At 46.0% G+C, this 22678-nt stretch carries 24 protein-coding genes and 1 tRNA gene; 10 read left to right on the top strand and 15 right to left on the bottom strand.

Going from position 1 to position 22678, the window contains the following annotated elements; translation table 11 throughout:
• Positions 1-66: 66 nt before the first annotated feature.
• The 6 genes from NTX75_12565 (at position 67) to NTX75_12540 (ending at position 4031) form a co-directional block, all read left to right on the top strand.
• A tRNA-Val gene (locus tag NTX75_12565) sits at positions 67-143 on the top strand.
• Between the two features lie 21 nt (positions 144-164).
• Positions 165-920 (top strand): YebC/PmpR family DNA-binding transcriptional regulator, encoded by a 756-nt coding sequence (locus NTX75_12560; protein MCX5817050.1) that lies wholly within the window; start codon positions 165-167, stop codon positions 918-920.
• A gap of 6 nt (positions 921-926) precedes the next feature.
• Positions 927-1415 (top strand): crossover junction endodeoxyribonuclease RuvC, encoded by a 489-nt coding sequence (locus tag NTX75_12555; protein MCX5817049.1) that lies wholly within the window; start codon positions 927-929, stop codon positions 1413-1415.
• Positions 1412-2026 (top strand): helix-hairpin-helix domain-containing protein, encoded by a 615-nt coding sequence (locus NTX75_12550; protein ID MCX5817048.1) that lies wholly within the window; start codon positions 1412-1414, stop codon positions 2024-2026. Before NTX75_12555 ends, NTX75_12550 begins: the two co-directional genes overlap by 4 nt.
• Positions 2027-2070: 44 nt before the next feature.
• The gene (gene ruvB / locus NTX75_12545) at positions 2071-3066 is read left to right on the top strand and encodes a Holliday junction branch migration DNA helicase RuvB (GenBank protein ID MCX5817047.1); all 996 of its coding nucleotides are present in this window, start codon (positions 2071-2073) and stop codon (positions 3064-3066) included.
• 20 nt (positions 3067-3086) lie between these two features.
• A complete protein-coding gene (locus NTX75_12540; GenBank protein MCX5817046.1) occupies positions 3087-4031 on the top strand; it encodes a 2-dehydropantoate 2-reductase in 945 nt (314 codons plus the stop codon).
• Positions 4032-4284: 253 nt separating this feature from the next.
• Here NTX75_12540 and NTX75_12535 read toward each other — a convergent pair whose 3' ends face one another.
• Positions 4285-4440, bottom strand: a complete 156-nt coding sequence (locus tag NTX75_12535; GenBank protein ID MCX5817045.1) for a hypothetical protein — start codon at positions 4438-4440, stop codon at positions 4285-4287.
• A 397-nt stretch (positions 4441-4837) separates the two neighbouring features.
• Between NTX75_12535 and NTX75_12530 the strand changes: the two genes are divergently transcribed.
• The 4 genes from NTX75_12530 to NTX75_12515 all read left to right on the top strand — a co-directional run bounded on the left by NTX75_12530 (position 4838) and on the right by NTX75_12515 (position 10992).
• The gene (locus tag NTX75_12530; protein MCX5817044.1) at positions 4838-5452 is read left to right on the top strand and encodes a hypothetical protein; all 615 of its coding nucleotides are present in this window, start codon (positions 4838-4840) and stop codon (positions 5450-5452) included.
• A 172-nt stretch (positions 5453-5624) separates the two neighbouring features.
• Positions 5625-6323, top strand: coding sequence for a hypothetical protein (locus NTX75_12525; GenBank protein MCX5817043.1), 699 nt, complete (start codon positions 5625-5627; stop codon positions 6321-6323).
• A gap of 86 nt (positions 6324-6409) precedes the next feature.
• Positions 6410-6739, top strand: coding sequence for a TfoX/Sxy family protein (locus NTX75_12520; GenBank protein MCX5817042.1), 330 nt, complete (start codon positions 6410-6412; stop codon positions 6737-6739).
• Between the two features lie 737 nt (positions 6740-7476).
• Positions 7477-10992 (top strand): autotransporter domain-containing protein, encoded by a 3516-nt coding sequence (locus tag NTX75_12515; protein MCX5817041.1) that lies wholly within the window; start codon positions 7477-7479, stop codon positions 10990-10992.
• 242 nt (positions 10993-11234) lie between these two features.
• Here the strand turns inward: NTX75_12515 and NTX75_12510 are convergent, their stop codons facing one another.
• From NTX75_12510 to NTX75_12445, 14 genes are all read right to left on the bottom strand, one after another.
• Positions 11235-12419, bottom strand: coding sequence for an ABC transporter permease (locus NTX75_12510; protein MCX5817040.1), 1185 nt, complete (start codon positions 12417-12419; stop codon positions 11235-11237).
• Positions 12416-13105, bottom strand: a complete 690-nt coding sequence (locus NTX75_12505) for an ABC transporter ATP-binding protein (protein ID MCX5817039.1) — start codon at positions 13103-13105, stop codon at positions 12416-12418. The genes NTX75_12510 and NTX75_12505 overlap by 4 nt, the downstream gene beginning before the upstream one ends.
• A 3-nt stretch (positions 13106-13108) precedes the next feature.
• Positions 13109-14587: an efflux RND transporter periplasmic adaptor subunit gene (locus tag NTX75_12500; GenBank protein ID MCX5817038.1), complete on the bottom strand. Its 1479-nt coding sequence runs from the start codon at positions 14585-14587 to the stop codon at positions 13109-13111.
• Complete coding sequence (locus tag NTX75_12495; protein MCX5817037.1) at positions 14584-16086, bottom strand: TolC family protein; 1503 nt, start codon at positions 16084-16086, stop codon at positions 14584-14586. The genes NTX75_12500 and NTX75_12495 overlap by 4 nt, the downstream gene beginning before the upstream one ends.
• A gap of 74 nt (positions 16087-16160) precedes the next feature.
• Positions 16161-16451, bottom strand: a complete 291-nt coding sequence (locus NTX75_12490) for a hypothetical protein (GenBank protein ID MCX5817036.1) — start codon at positions 16449-16451, stop codon at positions 16161-16163.
• Positions 16452-16543: 92 nt separating this feature from the next.
• Positions 16544-17242 carry a hypothetical protein gene (locus NTX75_12485; GenBank protein ID MCX5817035.1) on the bottom strand — a complete coding sequence of 233 codons (699 nt, stop codon included), beginning with the start codon at positions 17240-17242 and terminating at the stop codon, positions 16544-16546.
• Positions 17243-17325: 83 nt separating this feature from the next.
• A complete protein-coding gene (locus NTX75_12480) occupies positions 17326-17700 on the bottom strand; it encodes a hypothetical protein (GenBank protein MCX5817034.1) in 375 nt (124 codons plus the stop codon).
• Positions 17701-17793: 93 nt separating this feature from the next.
• Positions 17794-18135: a hypothetical protein gene (locus NTX75_12475; GenBank protein MCX5817033.1), complete on the bottom strand. Its 342-nt coding sequence runs from the start codon at positions 18133-18135 to the stop codon at positions 17794-17796.
• Between the two features lie 73 nt (positions 18136-18208).
• Positions 18209-18499, bottom strand: coding sequence for a hypothetical protein (locus NTX75_12470; GenBank protein MCX5817032.1), 291 nt, complete (start codon positions 18497-18499; stop codon positions 18209-18211).
• Positions 18500-18680: 181 nt separating this feature from the next.
• On the bottom strand, positions 18681-19058 hold the full coding sequence (locus NTX75_12465) for a hypothetical protein (protein ID MCX5817031.1): 378 nt from the start codon (positions 19056-19058) through the stop codon (positions 18681-18683).
• 321 nt (positions 19059-19379) lie between these two features.
• A complete protein-coding gene (locus NTX75_12460; protein ID MCX5817030.1) occupies positions 19380-20084 on the bottom strand; it encodes an ABC transporter ATP-binding protein in 705 nt (234 codons plus the stop codon).
• Positions 20077-20802 carry an ABC transporter ATP-binding protein gene (locus NTX75_12455; protein MCX5817029.1) on the bottom strand — a complete coding sequence of 242 codons (726 nt, stop codon included), beginning with the start codon at positions 20800-20802 and terminating at the stop codon, positions 20077-20079. Before NTX75_12455 ends, NTX75_12460 begins: the two co-directional genes overlap by 8 nt.
• A complete protein-coding gene (locus tag NTX75_12450; protein MCX5817028.1) occupies positions 20799-21743 on the bottom strand; it encodes a branched-chain amino acid ABC transporter permease in 945 nt (314 codons plus the stop codon). Before NTX75_12450 ends, NTX75_12455 begins: the two co-directional genes overlap by 4 nt.
• Complete coding sequence (locus NTX75_12445; protein ID MCX5817027.1) at positions 21740-22663, bottom strand: branched-chain amino acid ABC transporter permease; 924 nt, start codon at positions 22661-22663, stop codon at positions 21740-21742. Before NTX75_12445 ends, NTX75_12450 begins: the two co-directional genes overlap by 4 nt.
• Between the last annotated feature and the right edge of the window lie 15 nt (positions 22664-22678).

The following is a 22678-nucleotide window of genomic DNA, read 5'->3' as shown; positions in this document are numbered from 1 at the left end:
TTCACTTATTTTAAAATTGTTGATAACATTGACTTTAATTTTGCAAATAGTGTATTATTAAAATATGGGCGGTTAGCTCAGATGGTTAGAGCGCTGGTCTCACATACCAGAGGTCGTAGGTTCGACTCCTATACTGCCCACCATTTTTGTTTTCAGGGGGTCCAATGTCAGGACATAGCAAGTGGAGTTCAATAAAGCACAAAAAAGGTGCAGCCGACGCAAAAAGAGGGAAAATCTTTACCAAGCTCATCAAGGAAATAACCACTGCGGCAAGGATTGGAGGCGGCGACCCGGAAGCAAATGCACGATTGAGGGTTGCCGTTGCACAGGCAAAAACTGAAAATATGCCGAAAGATAACATCGACAGGGCAATCAAAAAAGGTACCGGGGGCCTTGAAGGTGAGAGTTATGAAGAGTATACATACGAGGGGTATGGACCAGGTGGAGTAGCCATATTGATCGAGGTGTTAACGGATAATAAAAAACGTACAACCGCAGAGGTCAGGCACACCCTTTCGAGGTTAAACGGTAATATGGGCGAAGCAGGCTGCGTATCCTGGATGTTTAATAAAAAAGGGTATATATCCTTCGATAAAAAAACCGTTGATGAAGATAAAATTATGGAGCTTGCCCTTGAGGCAGGTGCCGAAGATGTTACGGCAGATGAAAATGAGATAGAGGTGATTACCGATATTTCAGATTTCGAGAATGTAAAAAAGGTATTCGACTCAAATGGGATAAAATATACCGTTTCCGAAATCAGTATGATCCCTCAGACATCGGTAAAGCTTGACGGCAAAAACGCCGAAACAATGCTAAAACTCATGGAGATGCTTGAAGATTCCGACGATGTGCAAAATGTATACGCCAACTTTGACATTTCCTTTGAGGAAATGGAAAGATTAACAAGCGGCAAATGAGACCTTATGGTCATTCTTGGCATCGACCCTGGTTTAGCCAGTACCGGTTTTGGTGCAATCACATTCAATGATAGCGCTTCCCCTTCCCTCCTCAAATGTGGCTGCATAAGGACATCACCCGGACTCCATATTTCTGACAGGCTGGCCCAGATATACAATGATATGGAGCACCTTATAACATCTATCAATCCTGAGCTTGTAGCTGTCGAGAATATTTTTTCCTTAGTCAGGTATCCAAAGGCCGGCATATTGTTAGGCGGGGTGCTTGGCATTATATACTTATCCGTCTTTCAGAATAATATCCGAATGGTTGAGATTACACCTAAAGAAGTAAAAAGTTCTCTTGCGGGATACGGCAACGCAAACAAAAAACAGATAAAAGAAGCCACGCAGAAGGCGCTCAAAATCAGTGAACTCTTGTCGTTTCATTCGGCAGATGCACTGGCAATAGCGCTTACCGCCTATTACAGAAAAAGCTTTCGGGGAGTCAAATGATAAATTATCTGGAAGGGAAACTGAAGAGGATATATGACGATCGCATTACCCTGCTGGTGAGCGGTATTGGTTACGATGTACTGATTCCTGCATATGTAATGAGTGAAATCAGGAAATCTCATGATCCGGATACGGAAATAAGCCTTTATATCTCATTTAACCAGACCGAAAGGCAGCCCAAACCTATTCTTGTAGGGTTTAAAAATGAATTAGACAGGCAATTTTTTGAGCTTTTCATTTCCGTTGAGGATATCGGGCCCGTTGCAGCGATTAAGGCTATTGTCATGCCGGTAAGGGATATAGCCCGTGCAATTGAGGAAAAGGATATAAAGGCATTGAAACGTTTAAAGGGCATTGGCGAAAGGAAGGCCGAGAAAATCGTTGCCACATTAAAGGGAAAAGTTGCCAAATATGCATTGATACCGGAAGTTTCGCTGCCAGTTGAAGCAAAAGAAGATTTCAAAAAGGAAGTCGAATATGTCCTCATCAATCAATTAGGCCATAAGACAATAGAGGCCCGGAGGATGATCGAGGAGGCAATAAAACGGAATCCCGACATCGCATCTTCGGAGGAATTGTTTGAAGAGGTATACAGAGGTCAAAAACAGTGATAAACGAAGAATCTGTAAAAACATCACATGCTGCAAAACAGGATGTGGTTCAAGACCAGGATGAAGCATTAAACATCAATTTACGGCCGAAAATGCTCTCGGAATATGTCGGGCAGGACAAGGCTGTAGAAACACTAAAAATAGCAATAGAGGCTGCTTTAAAGAGAAATGAGCCCTTGGAGCACATTCTTTTTAACGGCCCCCCCGGCCTTGGAAAAACTACCCTTGCGCATATCATTGCAAACGAGATGGGAACGAAAATTATCACCTCTTCCGGGCCTGCGCTGGAAAAAGGCGGCGATTTGATGGGTCTCCTTACCCACATGGAGAGAGGAGATGTGTTTTTTATCGATGAAATCCACAGGATTCCAAAGGTCGTCGAGGAATTTCTGTATCCCGCCATGGAAGATTTTGCCGTTGACTTCATATTTGATAAAGGGGTGCATGCACGAACCCACAGGTACAGACTGGAACTGTTCACGTTAATCGGCGCTACAACGAGGGCGGGACTTCTTTCATCGCCATTAAGGGATCGGTTCGGTATCACGCGGGACCTGGATTTTTATGCTGAAAAAGACCTGGTCCACATCATCAAACGCTCCGCTTCAATCCTCCAGATTGCAATAGATGAAGATGGGGCCTATGAGACAGCAAAAAGGGCAAGAGGAACGCCAAGAACAGCCAACAGGCTTCTAAAGCGTATCCGCGATTATGCCCAGGTAAGGGCTGAAGGACATATCACGAAGGAAGTTGCCCTTGAAGCCATGAAATTAGAAGGTGTTGATGAATACGGGCTCGGCGAAACTGATAGAAAGTTTTTGAAAACGATTATACTGAATTATAAAGGAGGGCCTGTAGGCATCGAAGCCATTGCCGCAACGCTTCAGCTTGAAAGCGATGTCCTCATAGAAGTGGTAGAACCGTTCCTATTAAAAATGGGTTTCATAATACGAACATCCCAGGGAAGAAAGGCCACTGAGAAGGCATATGCCCACCTTGCAATACCCCATAAGGTTAAATCAGGCGAACTATTCGATTAATATAGTATAATGCGAGGCAAATGAACATAAATATTGGAATTATCGGTGTAGGGGGTGTTGGTGGATACTTCGGTGGTAAGATCTGCAAACTGGGGACTGCGCAAGGGATAAACACCTACTTCATTGCACGAGGCAAGCACCTTGACGAAATCCGTAAGAATGGGCTCCATGTCAGCACCGCAGCTGAAGGGGATTGGGTTTGCATGCCAACTTTCGCTACAGATCGTATCGAAGAGCTGCCTGTTCTTGATGTCTGTTTGTTGTGTGTTAAATCCTATGACCTTAGGAATGTCGTCTTGCAGCTTCAGAGAAAAGTATCGGGGTCAACCTTAATAGTTCCCTTGCTGAATGGTATTGATATCTACGAAAGGATAAGAGAAACCCTCAGCACCGCTAACATTTTGCCCGCTTGTGTCTATGTGGGTACCCATATTGAAACATATGGGAAAGTGACCCAAAAAGGTGGAGCATGCAAAATTTTCCTCGGTAAAGACCCGCAAGCAGCTAACGCAGCTCCCCACCCACTCTTCGAGCTTTTTCATACAAGTGGCATCAAGTATGAATGGTTTGAAGATGTTTACCCTGAAATCTGGGGAAAGTATGTTTTTATTGCAGCCTTTGGTCTCGTAACGGCAAGTTTTGATAAAACGCTTGGACAAGTTATAGAATCGAGTTCTTTGAGCAATTACGTCCTTTCTGTCATGAATGAAATTGTAGCGCTTTCCAGAAAGATAGGGATTGTTTTGCCGGAGACAATCATAATGGATTCCTATCAAAAAGGTCGCAATTTCCCATATGAAACAAAAACTTCATTCCAGCGTGATTTTGAGTGCATGAACAAACCAGATGAACGTGATTTGTTCGGTGGTACGATCCTTCGCCTCGGTAAGCGGTTAGAGATCGAGACTCCTGTTACACATGAGTTATGGGAGGTTCTAAATCATAGAAAACCCTTACCATGGTAAGGATAGAAACTATCACGGTCAGGTTTTGTTTTCTTGCATTACTGGACCTGGGTGTGTATCGGAGGGAATTTGCGGACACAGTGTCCGCAATCGTGATATAGCTGTTTTGTAATTATATTTTTCTTGACAACTATCTGAAATTGCAGGAATATTAAAGACAAAAAAGGGCTGGGTCGGCATAAACCATCACATCTTCGGAAGCTGCCCTTTTAGATTCATGGGGGAATCGGGGTTGAAAAGCATCAGGGGGATATCAAACTATCAAAAAAATAATGACATTGTGATGTGGAATGTCCTCTCTCATTTGGTACTCCATGGCTCTGCTGTCAATAATAAGCGCCCTGTTGCTCAAATCTATTTCACGCCGGAACACTGTTTTACTCTCTGCTCCCTGCGCTTTCTTACCCATGCATCGATATGCTTCCATTCAATTTTCAAACTTGACCTGGTCTTCGAACATGAAAATTGGCCTGAACGTGGCCTGGCCGCAGGCCCATTTCAGCCTATCGGCAGGGTCCCAAGAAATGCTCGAAGTCGCGGTTCGCAAAAAGTTCTTCCGGCTTGCTACCTCAAATGTGCCCGATGGTTGTTTGGGCAACAGACCGTAAAGATATGACCCTATATTCCACGTGCTGGGCAAGCCGGGAATCAGCGTGAGGAGCCCCTCGATGGATAGAAAGGTTGTACGTATTTCAGGGTGTGCTGTATATCCCGGCCATGGAGGGGGAAATACAGCACCAGGAGAGGAATATCGGGATATATTGCTGTAGAGATGTATAGTTAATTGTTATGCCTATGAGGACTTCATGAACCTTGATGACGTACAGAAAATCATGCAGATTTTACAAAGCATGAAAGCATTACTCGGTCAGCAAAATCCGTGGATTCCGGTCTATGCGGCCATTGGTGGCGCCTTGGCTGGTGCTATTGCCGCGATTATTCCAAATATGATAATCGAAAGACTTAAAGAACGACGAGCAGTAAACGCTCTTTCCGACTCCATAGTCTGTGAGGTGTCGGCAATACTCACAATAATCAAGCACCGCAGGTACCTCGAGACCACTGAACAGATTGTTGCAAACCTTTTTTCAACACCAGGTAGCACTCGGCAGCTTCAGGTTGTGGTCCCAGATAACTATTTCAAAATCTATCACGCCAACCTGGACCGGGTCGACCTAATTCATCGTAGCATCCGGGTGAAAGTCGTGACATTTTATCAACTGCTTGAAGCAATCATTCAGGACGTTAAGCCAGGCGGTTTGCTATCCGTTGCCGCTCAACGTGCAGAGCCATTCGCTGAAGCCCTTTCAATCCTCAAACAGGCGATAGAGCTTGGTCACGAAATTGAACATATTTGGGGCGATAGAACAAGGCATAACCATGGCGTGCACCCGATCGCCGAAAAAGCCAGCTCCGGGTGACGCCCGCGTTAGCCAAATAAAATAGGAGGCAATAGCCATAGACATACCTTTTCTTGAATTCGATACCACGTATGTACTACTTCAAAAAGAGGGTTATCTCTTCCGCTCCTCTCTTTGTGCAGGTCTCACAGGCTTGCGTAATGCAAACTTAAGCAATAAAGGAGGGTACTATTTGGCCTTCTTTGAGCTTTCTATCGGTTTTGAAAGGCTAATGAAGACTATATTAGTTATTGATCATATGAACAAGAACCGCCTAACAATTCCACCGGGACTGAAGCTGAAGAGCTTAGGTCATGACTTGGTGGGTCTATTTTCTGCATGCAAATCACTTGATACCGCGAGAGACGTAAAGGAATTTTTAGAAATCAAGCAGGATTCAATCGAGGATCGAATTATTAAGTTTCTGTCGGATTTTGCAAAAACCGATAGGTACCACAATTTGGATCATCTGACAGGCAAAACTGTGCCGAAAGATCCGCTGGCGGAGTGGTCAAAAATCCTGAAAAAAGTGCTTGAAAGCGATGTTTCAGCGAGACACATCAAAAAAATAACGCAAAAAACTAACGTTATTTCTTCGCTTATTGAGAGCCGCTCGGTTGTTGTTGGCCACGATCTGGAAAACCGACCTCTCGATCTTAAAACAATGGTTTTGCAGCCGACATTACAGGACATTGCCGCAAAACATGTAATTTACCATGTGATGGTGATTATCAAACCACTTAAGATGCTCTTGTCGCTCGTAACAACTATGGCAATCCAGCTTCACGATGGTGAAATGAGGAACAAACCTAGGGTTCCATTCATGAATGAATTTCTTGATTTCGCGTGGTTCAATAGACCATACATTCTTAGAAAGAAAAGGTGGCCATAATGACCGAACGGACACATAAGCAACAGATTATTCCGGGTACATAGGTAACACTTTTGTATTAATTCATAGACACGAAGAGGATCAAAATGGCATCTGACAAAAGTTTCATTGAATTTATCGTAGACCAAATGGGAAATGCTGGATTTATTTCTCACAAGAAAATGTTCGGTGAGTATGCAATATATTGTGACAGTAAAGTCGTGGCGCTCGTTTGTGATAATCAGCTTTTTATAAAACCAACTGAAGGTGGCAGAGCGTATATAAGCAATATTGTTGAAGCTGCACCATATCCCGGAGCTAAGTTGTATTTTCTAATAGAAGATGCATTTGAAGATCGGGAATGGATCAGGGGTTTAATCAAGATAACAGCACAAGAACTTCCGGTTCCCAAACAAAAACGAAGTAAAACAAATTGACAGCCTCTTGAAAAGACAGGAAATTGAACATAATGTTGCCAAGGGACGGAGACCGGGATGCGCATCGGAGAAAATTGCTGACAATGTGTCAGCAATTCTTAAAATCTCCGAAAAAGCAATACAGCCAAGCAAATCCGTGAAGTATAATATGTTATCAGTTATGGGTATAAAACTTTGATTGCAATCGAAGGCACGAGGACGTATCTGAGAAAGTGGTAGCAACATTTGCTACCACTTTTGAAATCTCCGTAAAGTCAATATCCACCTTGTTTCGCACGCTTTTGCTTTTAAAAATATTTCCCGGGATTCGGAGAACAATTGCCTTGAAAAACATAAAGAGTCATATAGCTGTTTTGTAATTATATTTTTCTTGACAACTGTCTGAAATTGCAGGAAGATGAAAGACAAAAAGGGGCGGGAACTAACAACATAGCAGGACAACAGGAAGGGGAGGAAAACAATGGGAGACAAGGGAAAGAAGGACAAAGAAAAAGGCCAGAAGCAAAATACTGACAAGCAGCAACAGAAAACAGCAAAAAAACTGGAGAAACAACCCAAAAGAACCTCTTGACGGTTTCGGCAGTTATGCGTCAACAGATTCATATCGGCACGTTCGTATTGATAGTTTACTTTTCTTGTGTTATTCGTATTGCATGCTGAAAAGTAAATTCCTATCAGTCTGTGTTCAATATATTTTGTCCCGGATTCCGCAAATGACGTCAATCAGAAGCGGATATGTGATATCTGCGTTTCTTCTCATGACATTCTCACTTGTTATTGCAATCATCTGCCGGGTTACTCCAGTATATGCGGACCAATCACAGAGTTTCGTCTGGGTGGCAGACACCCGTGGGGATGCAAACAGCGATGTCATCAGTTGGAGTGTTCTCATCCCCATCGTGAACTCTATCCTTGCCCAGAACCCCGCCCCAAAGGTAGTGATCTTCGGCGGCGACGCAGCCTACAGGGGTGGCACGACCAATTTGACAGATTTCAAAACCGGGTTTACGGATCGCATAGAGGGCGCGGGCATCCCCGTGGCTTTCGCCATAGGCAACCATGAGATATACACGAGGAGTGGGGAAACCCCGGCCCCCCTGGACAGGCAGACGGAATTCCAGGCCATGTTTAACAAGCCAAGCGACCTCTCCCCCATCGTGATGCAGAACGGCCCCGCCGGTTACGATAAGTTGGCCTTCTCATTCCGTATAGGCAATTCTCTCTTCATCGTTGCCGACAGTTTTTATGCTACCTCAAACGCGATTGAGCCGTCATACGGCGTCAGCCAGGCGCAACAGGACTGGATAAAAGGCCTTCTGCAAAACAACAACTCAGCCCATACTTTCATGCTTACCCATGTCCCGTCATGGACTCCTGGACATCTTTCGGTCGACAGCAATATGGCGGATTTCTGGCAAATGATCACCACTTCAGGCAGTGCTACAAATACCAATGCCTCCATTCTGTTTGCCGGACATGAGCACCTCTACTTCCGCACCCTTCATGACGGAACACATGAAGTGCTCGCCGGTACCGGCGGAGCCCCTATAGGGTGCGAAACCGGTGAGGAGTGCAACCTTACCATCTTCTACCCCGGCGACATCCTTGCCCTACGTTACAACTACGCTACCGTTTCCGTCAACGGCAGATACGTCACCGTAAGTGTACTTGACCAGGCTAATCAATTTATCGATTGGTTTCAGTTTTTCGACAATTCCGGAGTGAACAATTCCACTATCACCAACACGGCCGCCATCGCACCGGACTCGGCAGAGAAACAGCCTACAGGCATCCTTGCGGGAAGCAGCAACACCATCAACAACAGCGCTGCCATAAGCAACGTCATCACCGGCATAGACGCTGTCAGCAACAACATCATCACTAATTCCGGCAGTATCACCCCGTTGTCCGGCGGAAACGGCATCCACGTCTACGACAACAATACAATAACAAACACTGTAGCCGGAAACATCACGGGAAACTCGACAGACCTGTGGGGAATATGGGTCAATACCGGAAACACGGTGGTTAACCAGGGTACGGTCGCGGTTTCGGGAACAAACAGTGTCGCTTTTTTAGCCCAGGGCGATAATAACATCCTCACCAATACCGGCACCCTCAGCGCTTCCGGAACAGACTCCTACGCAGCGAAGTTTCTGGGCACAGGGAATACCCTCGTTAATTCCGGTACCATTTCGGGAAACATCTGGTTCGATGCCGGCAACAACGCCTTCACCAACAACGGAACCCTCAACGGCTCCGGCAGCCTCTACAAAACCGGATCGGGAACACTGACCTTACGGGGCCCCGCATCTTATACCGGGGGTACGTATCTCAATGGCGGCGTCATCAATGTCACACAGGACGCCAGTTTGGGGGCATTGTCCGGCGGCCTGCTTTTTAATGGAGGAACCCTGCAGGTGTCGGCGGACATGACATCAGCCAGGAACACAACCCTCAATTCCGGCGGCGGTACGTTCGATACCAATGGGAATGCCCTGACGCTTTCCGGCGTCATCTCCGGTCCAGGAAGTCTCACAAAGGCGGGGACCGGGACCCTAACGCTTTCCGGCGTCCATACCTATACCGGTCAGGGCACCGTGTCCGAAGGGATGCTCTTCCTTACCTCGGGGGCTTCCCATAGCAGCACGCTGACCGTGAATCCAGGGGCCACAGTGGGTGGTTACGGGACGCTTGGCAACGTGAACAACAATGGAGTTGTATCGCCGGGAGGGTCCATCGGCACCCTCAATATTATCGGCAATTATACCCAAGGCCCAGGGGGAACCCTTGATATCGAGATAGCCTCCACGACCAGCAAGGATCTCCTTGCCATAAACGGTACAGCCAACCTCAGCGGTAGCCTCAAGGTTCTATGGTCAGGTGGATACGTCCCGGAGCCGCAGAATAAATTCACCATCCTTACTGCTTCATCAGGGATAACGGGACAGTTCTCCTCTCTTCTTACCAATATTACCCCGACGGTACTCTTTAAACCCAAGTATGATATTCCCAACCAGGCGTACCTCATGGTAGAGAGAGACTACACCAACCAGACCCTCCTCCCCTACCTCACCGTGAACCAGAGGGCGGTAGGCTCCATGCTCAATTCTGTGGGGAATACCGCAACAGGGGACCTTGATACAGTCTTAACCGTCATTGATGCCCTCCCCGCATATGGACAGACAGCATATGCCTTAGATCAGCTTGCCCCCAAGGGCAGTGATGCCCAATCCGGCATGGGGATTAGCAGCGCCTCCTTCCAGACAGGGAATCTCTCTGAACGCTTAAGCGATCTCAGGTACGGGATACGGGGTACGAGTCTCAAGGGGCTGTACTTCAAGAACGGGAATGGAGCACCGGTAATGCTTGCTGATATCAATCCGGATCTTACCGGTATGCTTCCCTCGGGGGTGGATGAAAGATGGGGTTTCTTTGTGAAGGGCAATGCCGTCTACGGGGACCAGAAAGACACACCGGATATGACAGGGTATAACTTCACCAGTGTGGGTATCACCATGGGTTCCGACTACCACTTTTCCAAAAGCTTTATCGCCGGTCTCATGTTAGGGCTCAACAACTCCAGGGCCAATGTGGACAATATGGGCAGCAAGGTGAAGATGGACAGCTATACCCTGGGAACCTACGGGACCTACTATAAAAAGAACTTCTACATGGACGGCAGCATAAGCTACGGCTTTGCCAACTACGACAATACCCGCCGTATCGTCTTCCCTGGACTTGACCGTACTGCAGCATCATCCCCTAACGGCAACCAGTTTACCGCTTACACAGGTACAGGCTACGACCTCCGCAAAAGCAACTGGATCATCACCCCGAATGTATCCTTACAATATACCAAACTCAATACAGACAGCTATACCGAGAGTGGTGCAGGCGCCATAAATCTCAATGTGGACAGACAGAACACCGAGTCCCTTCTGGGGAATGCAGGAGCCAGGGTGTCCTATACCTGGCAGACCGATAAGGCAGTCATCATGCCGGGTATCCGCGCCTCCTACGGATATGAGTTTTCACGGGACAGCCAGAACGTTACTTCACGTCTCGCACAGGGGAGCTCACCCTTCAGTATCCAGACCATGTCCCCTGACAGGAACTTTCTCTCCCTCGGTGCAGGGATTACCGCTTTTACCGTCCGCGATATGTCTGTCTACATAAACTATGATGTTCAGATCGGCGAGAACAAATATGTGGCCCAAAGCGTGAATGCAGGGCTGAGGATGGGGTTCTGACAATTACCCTGCATGCCGTCTTTCATTGCCCGGACACAGGAAGAGGATTACAGAGTAATTGGTAATCGGGAGTAATCGGGGTCGGACCAAACCCCGGTGAAATAGAGTAGCAAATTCATTTCACACGGAGGCCCGAAGACCTATCCAAGGAAATTGCATTCACAAAAGAATCGGTCGTGAAAACATTAGGTATACCTGAGAATCACATAATTGGTGTGTTCCACAGGTGAATAGCATAGCCTCTATTCACCCCTGAGTGCGGTAATGGGATCAACCCGTGCTGCTTCACGGGCAGGATAGAAACCGGAAAAAACACCGACTGCGGTTGAAACACCGACACCAAGAAGAATCGCAGCATAGGATACAATAAAATCCCACTTCGCAAAGTATGCGAAGATATAAGAAACTGTAATCCCCAGCAGTATACCAATGATGCCCCCTGCAAGACAGAGGGTAACAGATTCTACGATAAACTGACTCTGTATGTCACTTTGCTGAGCGCCAAGGGCCCGGCGGATACCGATCTCCTTTCTCCTCTCCGTAACGGAAACGAGCATTACATTCATTACGCCGACACCGCCTACGATAAGAGATATACTTCCGATAGCGCCAAGGAGAAGCGTAAAAAGCCGCATCTGTTTGCCCATGTCTTCTATCAACTGCTCGGCAGTGCTTACCTTTATGGTGAGCCCTCTCTGTTTTGCACCGAAATAGTGGTTTAATTCTTTTTGCAGGACAGAAACGGGCTGAATTTTTTTCAGTCTTGCCAGAAACGTGTTGATACCTCTTTCTTCAAAGCTCCTCGATGCAGTGGTGATATGGGTGATTACTCCTTTATTGAGCCCACCCGGCAGCATTCCCCCGCCTTCAGAAACCTTATTGATAACCCCGATAACTGTGTAGATGCGCTTTCCGAACTTAAAATCCGACCCAAGGACATTTTTGGTCCCCGATTTTTGCAAAAAATCTGCAAAATCGGACCCTATGATACAAAAATATCTGTAGCTGTCGAGGTCGGATATCAGTCGTCCCTCGCGGACTGTCAGTTTGCATATATCAAAAAAAGATTGTGTCACACCAAGCATGTCGATGAAAGCGTTTTTGCTGCCATGTGAAAATTGGGTACCAGAAACAATATAGGGTGCAACACTTGCAATGCCGGGAACATGTTTGCCAAGGGCGAGGGTTCCCGAAAGGGGGAACGTTGCCGTTTTGTTCGGGCTGTCGTAATCCTTAGAGACCGTTATGATGTTAATGCCCATATCCTCGAACTGTTTAAGGGCTTGATTCTTGACTATCTCCCCGATGGATATCATACCGATAACAGAACCAATACCTATAATAATACCGATGAGCGCCAAAACAGTCCGTTGCTTGGCGCTTGAGAGGCTCTCCAATGCCTCACTTATATTGACCCGAAGCATCATTGTTTGCCTGTTGGATCCTGTCTGTCGGTGATGACTCCGTCCCTAAGTTCCGCCATTCTCTTGCACTGCCTCGCTATATCAGGGTCATGGGTAATAATCACAAAGGTAATCCCCTCCTTCTCGTTCAACTGCTTGAAAAATGTTAAAATTTCCTGCCCTGTTTGGGTGTCGAGGGCGCCGGTCGGTTCATCGGCAAGGATAATTGCCGGGTTTCCTACCAGGGCCCGTGCGATTGCAACCCTTTGTTGCTGACCCCCTGAAAGTTCGTTCGGCTTATAGTTGGCCCACTTATCCATCTCAACCCTCTTGAGATATTCCATTGATTGCTCTTTGATCTCGTTTTTTTTAAGGCCTCGATATATGAGCGGGATGCCAACGTTCTCAATGGCGGTCTTACGGGGAAGAAGATTGTATGATTGAAACACAAAACCTATCTTCCTGTTCCGCAGGGTTGAAATCACCCTGTCATCATCATAGGTTATCTGTGTATCTTCAATAAAATACGATCCCGATGTCGGTTTATCGAGGAGCCCCATGGTATTCATCAACGTTGATTTTCCACTACCTGACGGCCCGATGATGGCGAACAGCTCCCCTTTCTCTATTGTCATGGAGATGCCCTTGAGAACTTCCACCTCTTCAGGGCCGACCTTATATGTCTTGTGTATGTCGATTAACCGCAGCACGAATCATTCCTCAATCAGCACTTCATCGCCTTCTTTTATACCGTTGATAATCTCCACCGAATCGGGGGTGGTAATGCCGGTCTCAATCTGCACCCTCACGGGTTTGCCGGTTCCCTTATCTCTCACGGCAAGGAAATAACGCCCATCCCCCTCTGTTACTGCCTTGATAGGGACGGTAAGGGCATCAGCCCTTGAGTAGGTTAATATTTTAACGTCGGCGGACATGCCAAGGCGTATCTTCTCCATCACCGACTGAGGTATCCCCTTGAGACGAATCTTATCCATCTCCGACTGGGGAAGTCCGCCGAGGAGGATGATCACCCTGAAGGAAGGCGGCCCTTTCTGTGCCTCATCCTGTGTTGCCTGTGATGAGATGCTGGATACCTTTCCTTTCAGCACTATGCCGGGAAAGGCATTCCCTGTTACCGTCACATCCTGACCGTTTTTTATTTTCAGCACCTCTATTTCGTCTACATCAACCTGAACGGAAAGATTCTCGATATTTCCTATTGTGATAAGCGTCTCCCCGCGAGTGAAGGAAACACCTTTGTCAACCCTTTTACCTTTCTTGTCTTTATCTCCGGAAGAAGGCAAGACAACGATTCCGTCAATGGGTGCAGTCACATTCGCCCGGTCAAATTGTTTTTTTAATTCGTCGAATTTTATTTTAGCGCTTTTCATATCCAATACAGCTACTTCAAGATAATTCCCAGCGCCTTTTGCCCTCGCGTTTTTCAACTCATCAACTGCATTATCATAGTCAAGCTTGGAGCTCGAATATTGTTGCTTGGCGTTTTCATACTCCGTTTCGGCGACAATCCCTTCTTTAAACAGACCTTCGGTAGCCTGAAACGTCTTTTTTTGAGCTTCTAATGTCATTTTTGATTTGGAAAGGGAGCGCTTCGCTTTCATCACATCATCACTGTTTTCCCAGTCCCGCATATCCTTTACTTTGTCGGCCGCCTTTATGTAATCTGTCTTTGCCCCGTCATATTTAACTTCAATATCGGATATATCCAGTTCTAACAGGGGTTGACCTTTTTTTACAAATGCTCCGTACTGGAATGATGTTTCTTTTACAACTCCGTCAAAGGGGCTCACGATATTTACTACTTCGCTGGGTTTCAACGTCCCCTCCAGGGCAATGCTTTCCGATATTGGTCCGGGTTTTACTGTGAATGTCCTCACTGTCGACGTCTTTTCCTTCATGTGCAGGCTTTTCTCTACACGTCTCTCTATGTAAGGCATCTTTTTCCATACATAAAGCCCGACGACCACAAATACCAGAATAATAAAGAGTGTTACAAAGATGCGTATCTTATGTGCCTTTTTCAAGTCTGCCATGATGGTATTACATTCACGCTCAACCTCAAGATATGCCTCCCTGAGCTTTTCGTGCTTTTCTATCATTTCCTCGAAAGAATTGGTATGGGTCTTATCTGGTTGTTCCGGTTCTGCCATACTGTCATCACCTCTCATCATTTGTCTGCCACCTTTACTTCATTGTCATCCTTCTTTACCTCGATCCTCCATGTTTTTAATGTAGTACCGAGCGTCTGATCGAGGTTCGTCAGGGCATTAATGTAATTGATAAAATTAGAAAGTTCATTGTTCTGCGCATTTATGAGATCATTCTGGAAGCTGACCAATTGAAAATTAGAGGTCTGGCCGGCTTTCAATTTTTTGTTTTCTATATCAAGTTTTTGCTGCGAAAAAACGCGCGTCTGCCTGGCAAGCTCCAGTTGTTGAAACTGCATTTCTACGGTCCGTATAGCATTCTGTACGGCTATCGATAGAGTAATATCCGTTTTTTTCAGGCTAACCTTTGCCTGGTCATAGGCTACCTTGTTGGTGAGATAATTTTGCTCATAGGTCAGGTCATTAAAAGGGATGGAAAGGGTTATTCCCGCATTCCAGTCACTCTTCCCCGCGCTTGCTAATGCATCATAGACAAAGGGGTATTGGGTGCCGGTTATGCCGCTGCGTCCAACGCCTGCCCCCAGGGAAAGACCCCAGAGGCGGTTGTTTTTCGCTACCACGTAATTTAATCTCGCTGTCTCAACGTTCTGCAATGCCTGCAGGTAGTTAGGGCTGTTTTTCCTGGCTATCTCCATGGCTTCCTGAAAAAAAGGAGGAGTAGCCTTCACATCGCCCTCGTCCACGGGCTCGAAAAAGGTGTTCTGGTCGATGTTGAGTATCTGGATCAGGGCGAGTCGCGCAGATTCAATATTGTTCCTGTCCTGGACAATCTGTAGTTTTCTCTGGGATATATCGGCATCTGACTGGACAAGCTCCGTTCTTGCCATCCTTCCGGCATCTATCAGTTTCTTGTTTGTCTCGTAAGTCTTCTGCGATGTGTCCAGCGCCTCCTGATCTATCTTGAGCTGGCTCAGTGCCTGGGAGTAGGTTCTATATTGCTGTATGGCCGAGACTATTGTATTGATTATTGTCCCCTTTAAATTAAGGACGCTGATTTCTTCACTAACACGTGCGATCTTCACCGATGCTGTAGTGACCTCGACCCCGCCGCCCCTTAGAAGAGGCTGCGCAAAAGAGAGCGACCAGGTGGGAGAATATTGGTTGAGTTGCTGAACATCCGCTTTGTTTGCAGGGTTATCCCAGGTAAAATTGAATGTGCCTCCCGTAGGAATAGTCACCAAAGTGCTGAATAGGGCGTCCTGATTGGAACCCGTTGTCCTTGGTATATCCTGCGGGTTTGTCGAAATGCGCTGGCTTGAGAGCTGAATGGCGCCCACGCCGAAAGGGGTAAACTTATATTCGGCAACCTTGAGATTAAACCTATCGCTGATACGACTCAGAAAATTGCTCCTGATGTCGAGGTTATTCTTTACGGCCAGCATTACACAATCGGCAAGGGTCATCTTTGGCAGTTTTTTCTGTTGGTTTTCCTGGACTTCCTCAGAATATCCCTGAGGAGACAGGAATATGAGAATAACAAAAATTAACCAGAACTTTTTCATGTACTTACCCTATAATATCAGATAAGGGCCGGCTTTGCCACTATCTTCGTAAGCCGGGACGGTGCATACCTGCCTTAACCGGACTCCTCTTCTTCTCCACTCTCCCCGTGATGTTTGCTGCCAATAAGGTGTCCCATGGCAGTTGTGCCATTTTCCTCCTGTGTCAACACAACAGCTTGAACTGTGCTGACACCCCTGGCACTTTCCCCCGCATTTTTCATAGCTGCCGTTGCACCACGCGGCGAGGTAGCTCCATTGACCGCTACCGTGACAGGGTTTGCACTCAGAGTGTTTCCAACTATAGCACATGCTGAAAGTGGTAGTCGCCACAGTCTGAGATGCGCTCCCGTCGATATCTCAGCCAATTTTCATGTCGTCGCAGAATGCATCGGCGTGTCCGGAGAACACACCAAGGGAGAAAATCACGGCAACAGAGATGTGCAAATACCTCCTTTTTCTACTTCTTCTCAATCTTCAGTACCGTATGGGCTATGTAGGTGTTTCCTTTTTTGTTATAACCTACACGGACGGTATCACCGGGTTTGATAGTCTTGTTGCCCACGATGGTGGCCTCTGAGGTATTGAAGGCAATGTCCACTTCATCGATGACAAGTTCCTTAAGAACCGTATCCTTCTCTTGGAGGAAAAACTCTCCTTCTATGGTCGCCTTTACGGTCATGGTCTTCTTTGCGGGATCAAAGGCAGTCACTTTCCCCAAGAAGGTCTGGATGGAGGAACGGGGCTGTCTTTTAGGGATGATAAGGACGGTATGTGCGATATAGCTGTTTCCTTTCTTATCGTAGCCTACCCGGATAAGTTGGCCTCTGACAACGCCGGAGATGTCTTTAACCCCCTGGAACTTTGCCGTGGAGACATCGAAGGCGATGTCCATCTCATCGGTCTCAAACTCTTTAAAAAGGGTATCTCCTTCAGAAAAGTAGTATTCGGTCTCGATCATGGCGGCAATGGTGATGGTCTTCTTCTCAATATTAACTGTCTTTACCCTTCCGGCAAAGGTCTGTATCATAGAACGTTCCACCTTCTTGGACGCTGCCTTCTTTGGTGCAGGTTGTGTCTTTTCCGCGGCGCTGAGGTCGGCGGTTGAAAAAACGGTGAGGATCATGAGGGCAAAATAAAAGATTAAAAGCTTTTTCATTGGTGGTACCTCCTGTTCTTTGTAATATTCTGTAGCCATCTCCAGCCCGTACCTGACCGAATACACAACATACCCCGTCCGGTTCAACGCTTAGAATCGGATGATTTTTTGCGGCCGATAGAAGAACCAGAGCATCCTGCTCCGTAACAATTACCGTTGTTGTCCCAGCAGGCTGGCTGGTAACCGTCCAGTTTGGTGCTACATCCCCAGCAGTTGCCCTGACACGCTGAATAATCGCCGTTGCAGTGATTAGCCGGTGAGGCGTCTCCACCACAAAATTCACAGCTAAGATCATACCATTTGTAGCAACAGGGGCAACTGGCATTTCCTAAATAGCTTCCATTTCCGGCATTTGCATAACAGTAAGCCGTGAAGTTCGAGCAGTCGGCATAACCAGATCCTGCAAATCCCAGAATACTCACCGTCATAAATAGGACCACCAATACTGTCAGTTTCATAACATTCCTCCTTCTCGGAATTTTTGATATATTATATATCTGGATCACAAATCCCTCCTTTGCAGATCATCCTGCTACGGCACGCTTGTGCAGTTAGGGTGAGCAGCTAAAGTTAAAGATCGTACCTTTCGTGGTGATTGTGAAGGAGTCAGGGAGGGGATTCCCGGTAGACCAATTGTAGGTACAACTGCCCCCGCCCCCTACCAGGGTAACATCCGCTTCTATGTTGGGGACAGCCTCGAGAATCTGAACGCATTTTGTGAGCCCGAGTGTGACATCGCCCGTTTCATATTCCTGTGTGTCCGCATGGACAACAAGCTTGGCAACAAAACCCCCCTTGTTATGCAAGCATATAGTCTTTGAATCTGCTTTGGTAATGTTGCCAAATCCAAAAAAAAGACAAAACGTAATAAAGATCATAAATATCTTTCTCATGTGAAACCTCCTTTATTAAACAGCCGATTTTTTTATCAAACATATAAACAATATTTCCAGGTCCATGTTGCTTTCAATATTGGCAGTCCTCATCTCCCTGTTTATTAAAGCCGCAGTTCTCGTTTGACCAGCATGCGCAGCAATTATCTTTGCGCCCTTCGTAGTTACCATTGCACCATCCGGCGAGGTAGCTCCATTTACCCTCGCCGCTACAGGGTTTGCACTGAAAACGCTTCCAGCTCCAGCACATACTGAAAGTTGTAGTTGTGTAGTTGGAATGGTAATGGTATTTCAGGTAATCTTTAGCCATTTTACGGAGATCATTGATTGTAGATGCTTCAGGGTTGGCAGCTTTTTCTCTCATAGTGCAACCCTCAACAAAAACACTGACGGCAAAAAACCAATAAGAAAACGAGCGGGAGTGGATTCTTCATCACATCTCCCACAATTTTCCTGCTATTTTAAAACGGGACAAGCCCTTATCGTTGACATACATTGTTGTGCAAAGCAAAGACTTGTCCCAAAGGAACGACCATGTCAGCGTATTACTGTTCGCATTTGACGCTCAGGGTAGTTCCGGAAGCAAAGTATGTTATATTACCTGTATAGGAAGGGTTGTAGGGGATTTGGGGACTACAGGATACCGTTTTCCCCATTATTGCCTTTACCTCGACGGTATACGACGCGCCGGATGCGAGGTTCGCTAACGGTTGACATTTGGTGCTGCCAATGGGGAAACTGCCTGACCAATCGGTCTGCCAACTGGCTGAGGTTACCCGCATCTCTGCAGCGTACCCTGCGCCTACTTTCAAAAAGACGCATGCTTGCGATTGAGCTCCCACTGACGACACCATTAGCATGAGTATCATCATGCTTGCAAAACCAAAACAAATGACCTTTGAAAAATGTTTTTTGTGATCCATAACGCCCTCCTTTTTTTTAGTTCATTTACTATATTACGTTACTTTTTATAAATGTCAACCTTTAATTGAGAAGGTCCTCATAAAAAGAAATGGGCTCAGCCCTGGATGGGAATGGGGTCAAATATTTACAGCCTGTTGCCCAAATATACATACAACAAATGATAATGGAATATGAGCAGGGAGCTAAACAGTGTTCCTGCGAATATTGATATTTATGAAATACATTAATCCTATATTCCTGCAGATGGCAGCAGGCAGGGAAGGAAGGAAAGTAGTGAAGGGTCGCGATACGAGATGCGAGGAACAATGGAACATAATAAATTAAACGCCAAGGTAGGCTGTCTTTACGTGCTCATTATTGAGTAATGATTCACCTGTCCCCTGTAATACTATCCTGCCGTTTTCCATTACATAGGCCCGGTCGGCTATTGCGAGCGTCAGTTTTACATTCTGCTCTACAATCAATACAGTGGTACCCTCTTCTTTGATCCTTTTAATGACATTAAAAATATCTTTTACAAGTATGGGGGAAAGGCCGAGAGATGGTTCATCAAACATTTGTAATTTTGGCTTGCCCATAAGCCCTCTGCCTATGGCCAGCATTTGCTGTTCACCACCGCTGAGAGTGCCTGCAAGCTGTCTTCTTCGCTCAAGAAGTCTCGGAAATAGCTCAAACACAAGTTGTTTGGTTATCTCACGCTCTTTTTTTGCTTCTCCTTTTAAAGAACCCATGTCGAGGTTTTCTTCAATGGTCATTTCCACAAAAAGCCTTCTTGCCTCAGGAACATGGACTATCCCGGTTTCTATCAGCTTGTATGGCTCCAACCTGTGAAGAGGTATATCATTAAAGAGTATCTCACCTCTTCTGGGTCTCAATATGCCTGATATTGTTTTTAAGGTTGTTGATTTCCCTGCACCGTTTGCGCCAATGAGGGCAACGATCTCGCCTTGTTTTACCTCAAAAGAGATATCCCAGATTACCTGAACATCACCATAGAAAACATCAATATTTTTTATCTCAAGCATTGTGTGCCTCTCCTAAATAAGCTTCAATCACAACGGGATTACGGCCGATTTCTAACGGTGCCCCTTCTGCTATTTTCTGGCCATAGCTCAACACAACAATTCTGTCAGAGATAGACATGATTACTCTCATATGGTGTTCGATAATCAGTATAGTGATGCCTCGCTCCGTTCTTATCTTGTTTACGATCTCTATCTGTTCGTTAATCTCTGTAGGGTTAAGCCCTGCAAAAGACTCATCAAGCAGAATAATCTCAGGCTTTGTGGCAAGTGCACGGGCGATCTCAAGCCTTTTTCTTCTACCAAGCGGCAGGCTCTTTGAGATAACGTTTCTGTCCTCATAAAGATTTGTAAACTTCAGCACTTCCATGGAAATTTCTTCAGCCTGAGCCTTAGTCTTTGTGCGTATAAAGGCAGAAGCTATTACGTTGTCGAGAGTGGACATTCTTTGTAAAGGCTTTACTACCTGAAAAGTTCTTGCAACCCCAAGCTTGCACAAGACGTGAGGTTTCAGGTTTGATACCTTTTCCCCTTTTAAAAGGACATCGCCCTTAGTGGGTGGGTAAAACCCATTGATTACATTAAACATTGTTGTTTTACCAGCGCCATTCGGCCCGATAAGGCCAAGGATCTCTCCTTTGTTCAAAACAAAAGAAACATCCGTGAGAGCTGCGAGCCCACCAAATTGCTTAGAAACATTTCTAACCTCAATTAAACTCATGATGACGCTCCCTTTTTGCCCTTGAAAGGTTTAATCAGTTTCCGGAAATCACCAACAATACCATTCGGGAGGAACATGACAATAAGAATCAGTATAATACCAAATATTGTCTGATGGGCAGCCCCTATAAAAGGGATAGAGCGTATTTCTTCGGCAAGAAAAACCATGATTACCGCACCTACAATGGGACCCCAGTATGTGGCAGCGCCTCCAACCATAACAACCACAACAGTAGCAATTGATACTTCCGAGAGTGGAAATACTGTAGATGGGTCAATATAACCCATATAATTCATATAATAGGCGCCTGCGATTCCGGTTAAGACCCCGCTTATACAGAGAGAGATCGTTTTGTAAAAGGTCGTGTTTATCCCGAGCGATTCTGCTGCATCCTGGTCCTCCCTGATTGCAACAAAATAGTATCCAAGCTTTGACTCCATGACCATCTTAATCAGTATGTACGTTCCGGCAGCAAGCAGGAGAATTATGTAAAAATACCACGTTTTATCAACCCATGTCCTTTCTCTGAGCATAATACCCATGTTGCCCTTGGTAAAGTCTACAAGGTTTTCTGCTGCAACTCTGCAAATTTCTCCAAGCGCAAGGGTTGCAAGGGCAAAATAGGCGCCTCTCAGCCGAAGGCAAATATATCCAACGACAAGTGATAGCGCTGTGAGTATCAACACACAAACAGGTAGCCCCCACCAGGCAGATATGCCAAGGTGTTGGTAGAGAAGCCCCGCTGCATATGCACCCATACCAAAGAATGCAGCGTGACCAAAAGAAACCTGACCTGTATATCCGCCGAGGATATTCCAACCCATACCGATTATAGACCATATGAGAACAAGTATGAATATGTGCATAGCATAAGTGCTCAGGCCTATAAATGGTAAGGTGCACAGGATCGCTAATATTATCAGAGGAAGGAATTTTTTCATTTTCCTAACCTCCGCTTTCTGAGAATCGACGCTACTCCTCCAGGGAGAAATACAAGGGCTGCCACGAATATTGAGAATCTTCCTGCGGGTGCCCACCCCATACCAATATATGTAGCTGTCATAGATTCAAAAATTCCGAGGATCAGACCACCAATGACTGCTCCATCTGTAGAACCCATGCCGCCTATGACAGCAATGACGAATCCGATATTTGTAAATTGTTTTCCCAGTGCAGGGTATAAATAATAAATGGGGAGAAAAAGACAGCCTGCGACGGCAACCAGGACCAACCCGATGCCAAACGTCACCATCCTCACCCAGTTTACATTTACGCCCATAAGGAGCGCTGCATCAAGGTCTTGCGCCGTAGCCCTGATTGATTTGCCGGTATCGGTTTTTGTGAGGAACATCCATAAAGCAATTGTAATCATGACAGCAATGACGAATGATATTGTCCACGGCATGGAAAGGGATAGCTCTACAGGAGAATTTTTCCAGAAATCAGTCAGATACCAGGCGCTTGATGCATAGCTTACCGGCGTAGAACGATAGTCGCCTGTGAAAAACACGGTTGCGAGGTTCGAAAACACCATAGCCAGACCCACTGTGAGTATTACCTGATTATGAGGTAGTATAGAGTCTACTTTCATTACAGGGGTTAAAAGGTATTTCTGGATAGCAAGCCCAAAGAAAAAGAGCGCGGGACCAGCGATAAAGACAGATACATACGGGTCTATACCAAAGAAAGTAAAGAGCCAGTATGCAATATACATGGCTATCATCATAAAATCCCCATGGGCAAGGTTGATAACCCTCATAACCCCCATGATAAGCGCCATACCAAGAGCTATCAGGGCATAAAGGCCCCCTAATAGAAAACCGGATATGAGTGTCTGAAGAAAAAGTTCAAGCTGGGCCATTAATCCCCCTTATAT

The organism is Pseudomonadota bacterium, from assembly GCA_026388315.1.
Classification (GTDB): domain Bacteria; phylum Desulfobacterota; class Syntrophorhabdia; order Syntrophorhabdales; family Syntrophorhabdaceae; genus MWEV01.
This window is presented reverse-complemented; position numbering and strand designations above follow the sequence as displayed.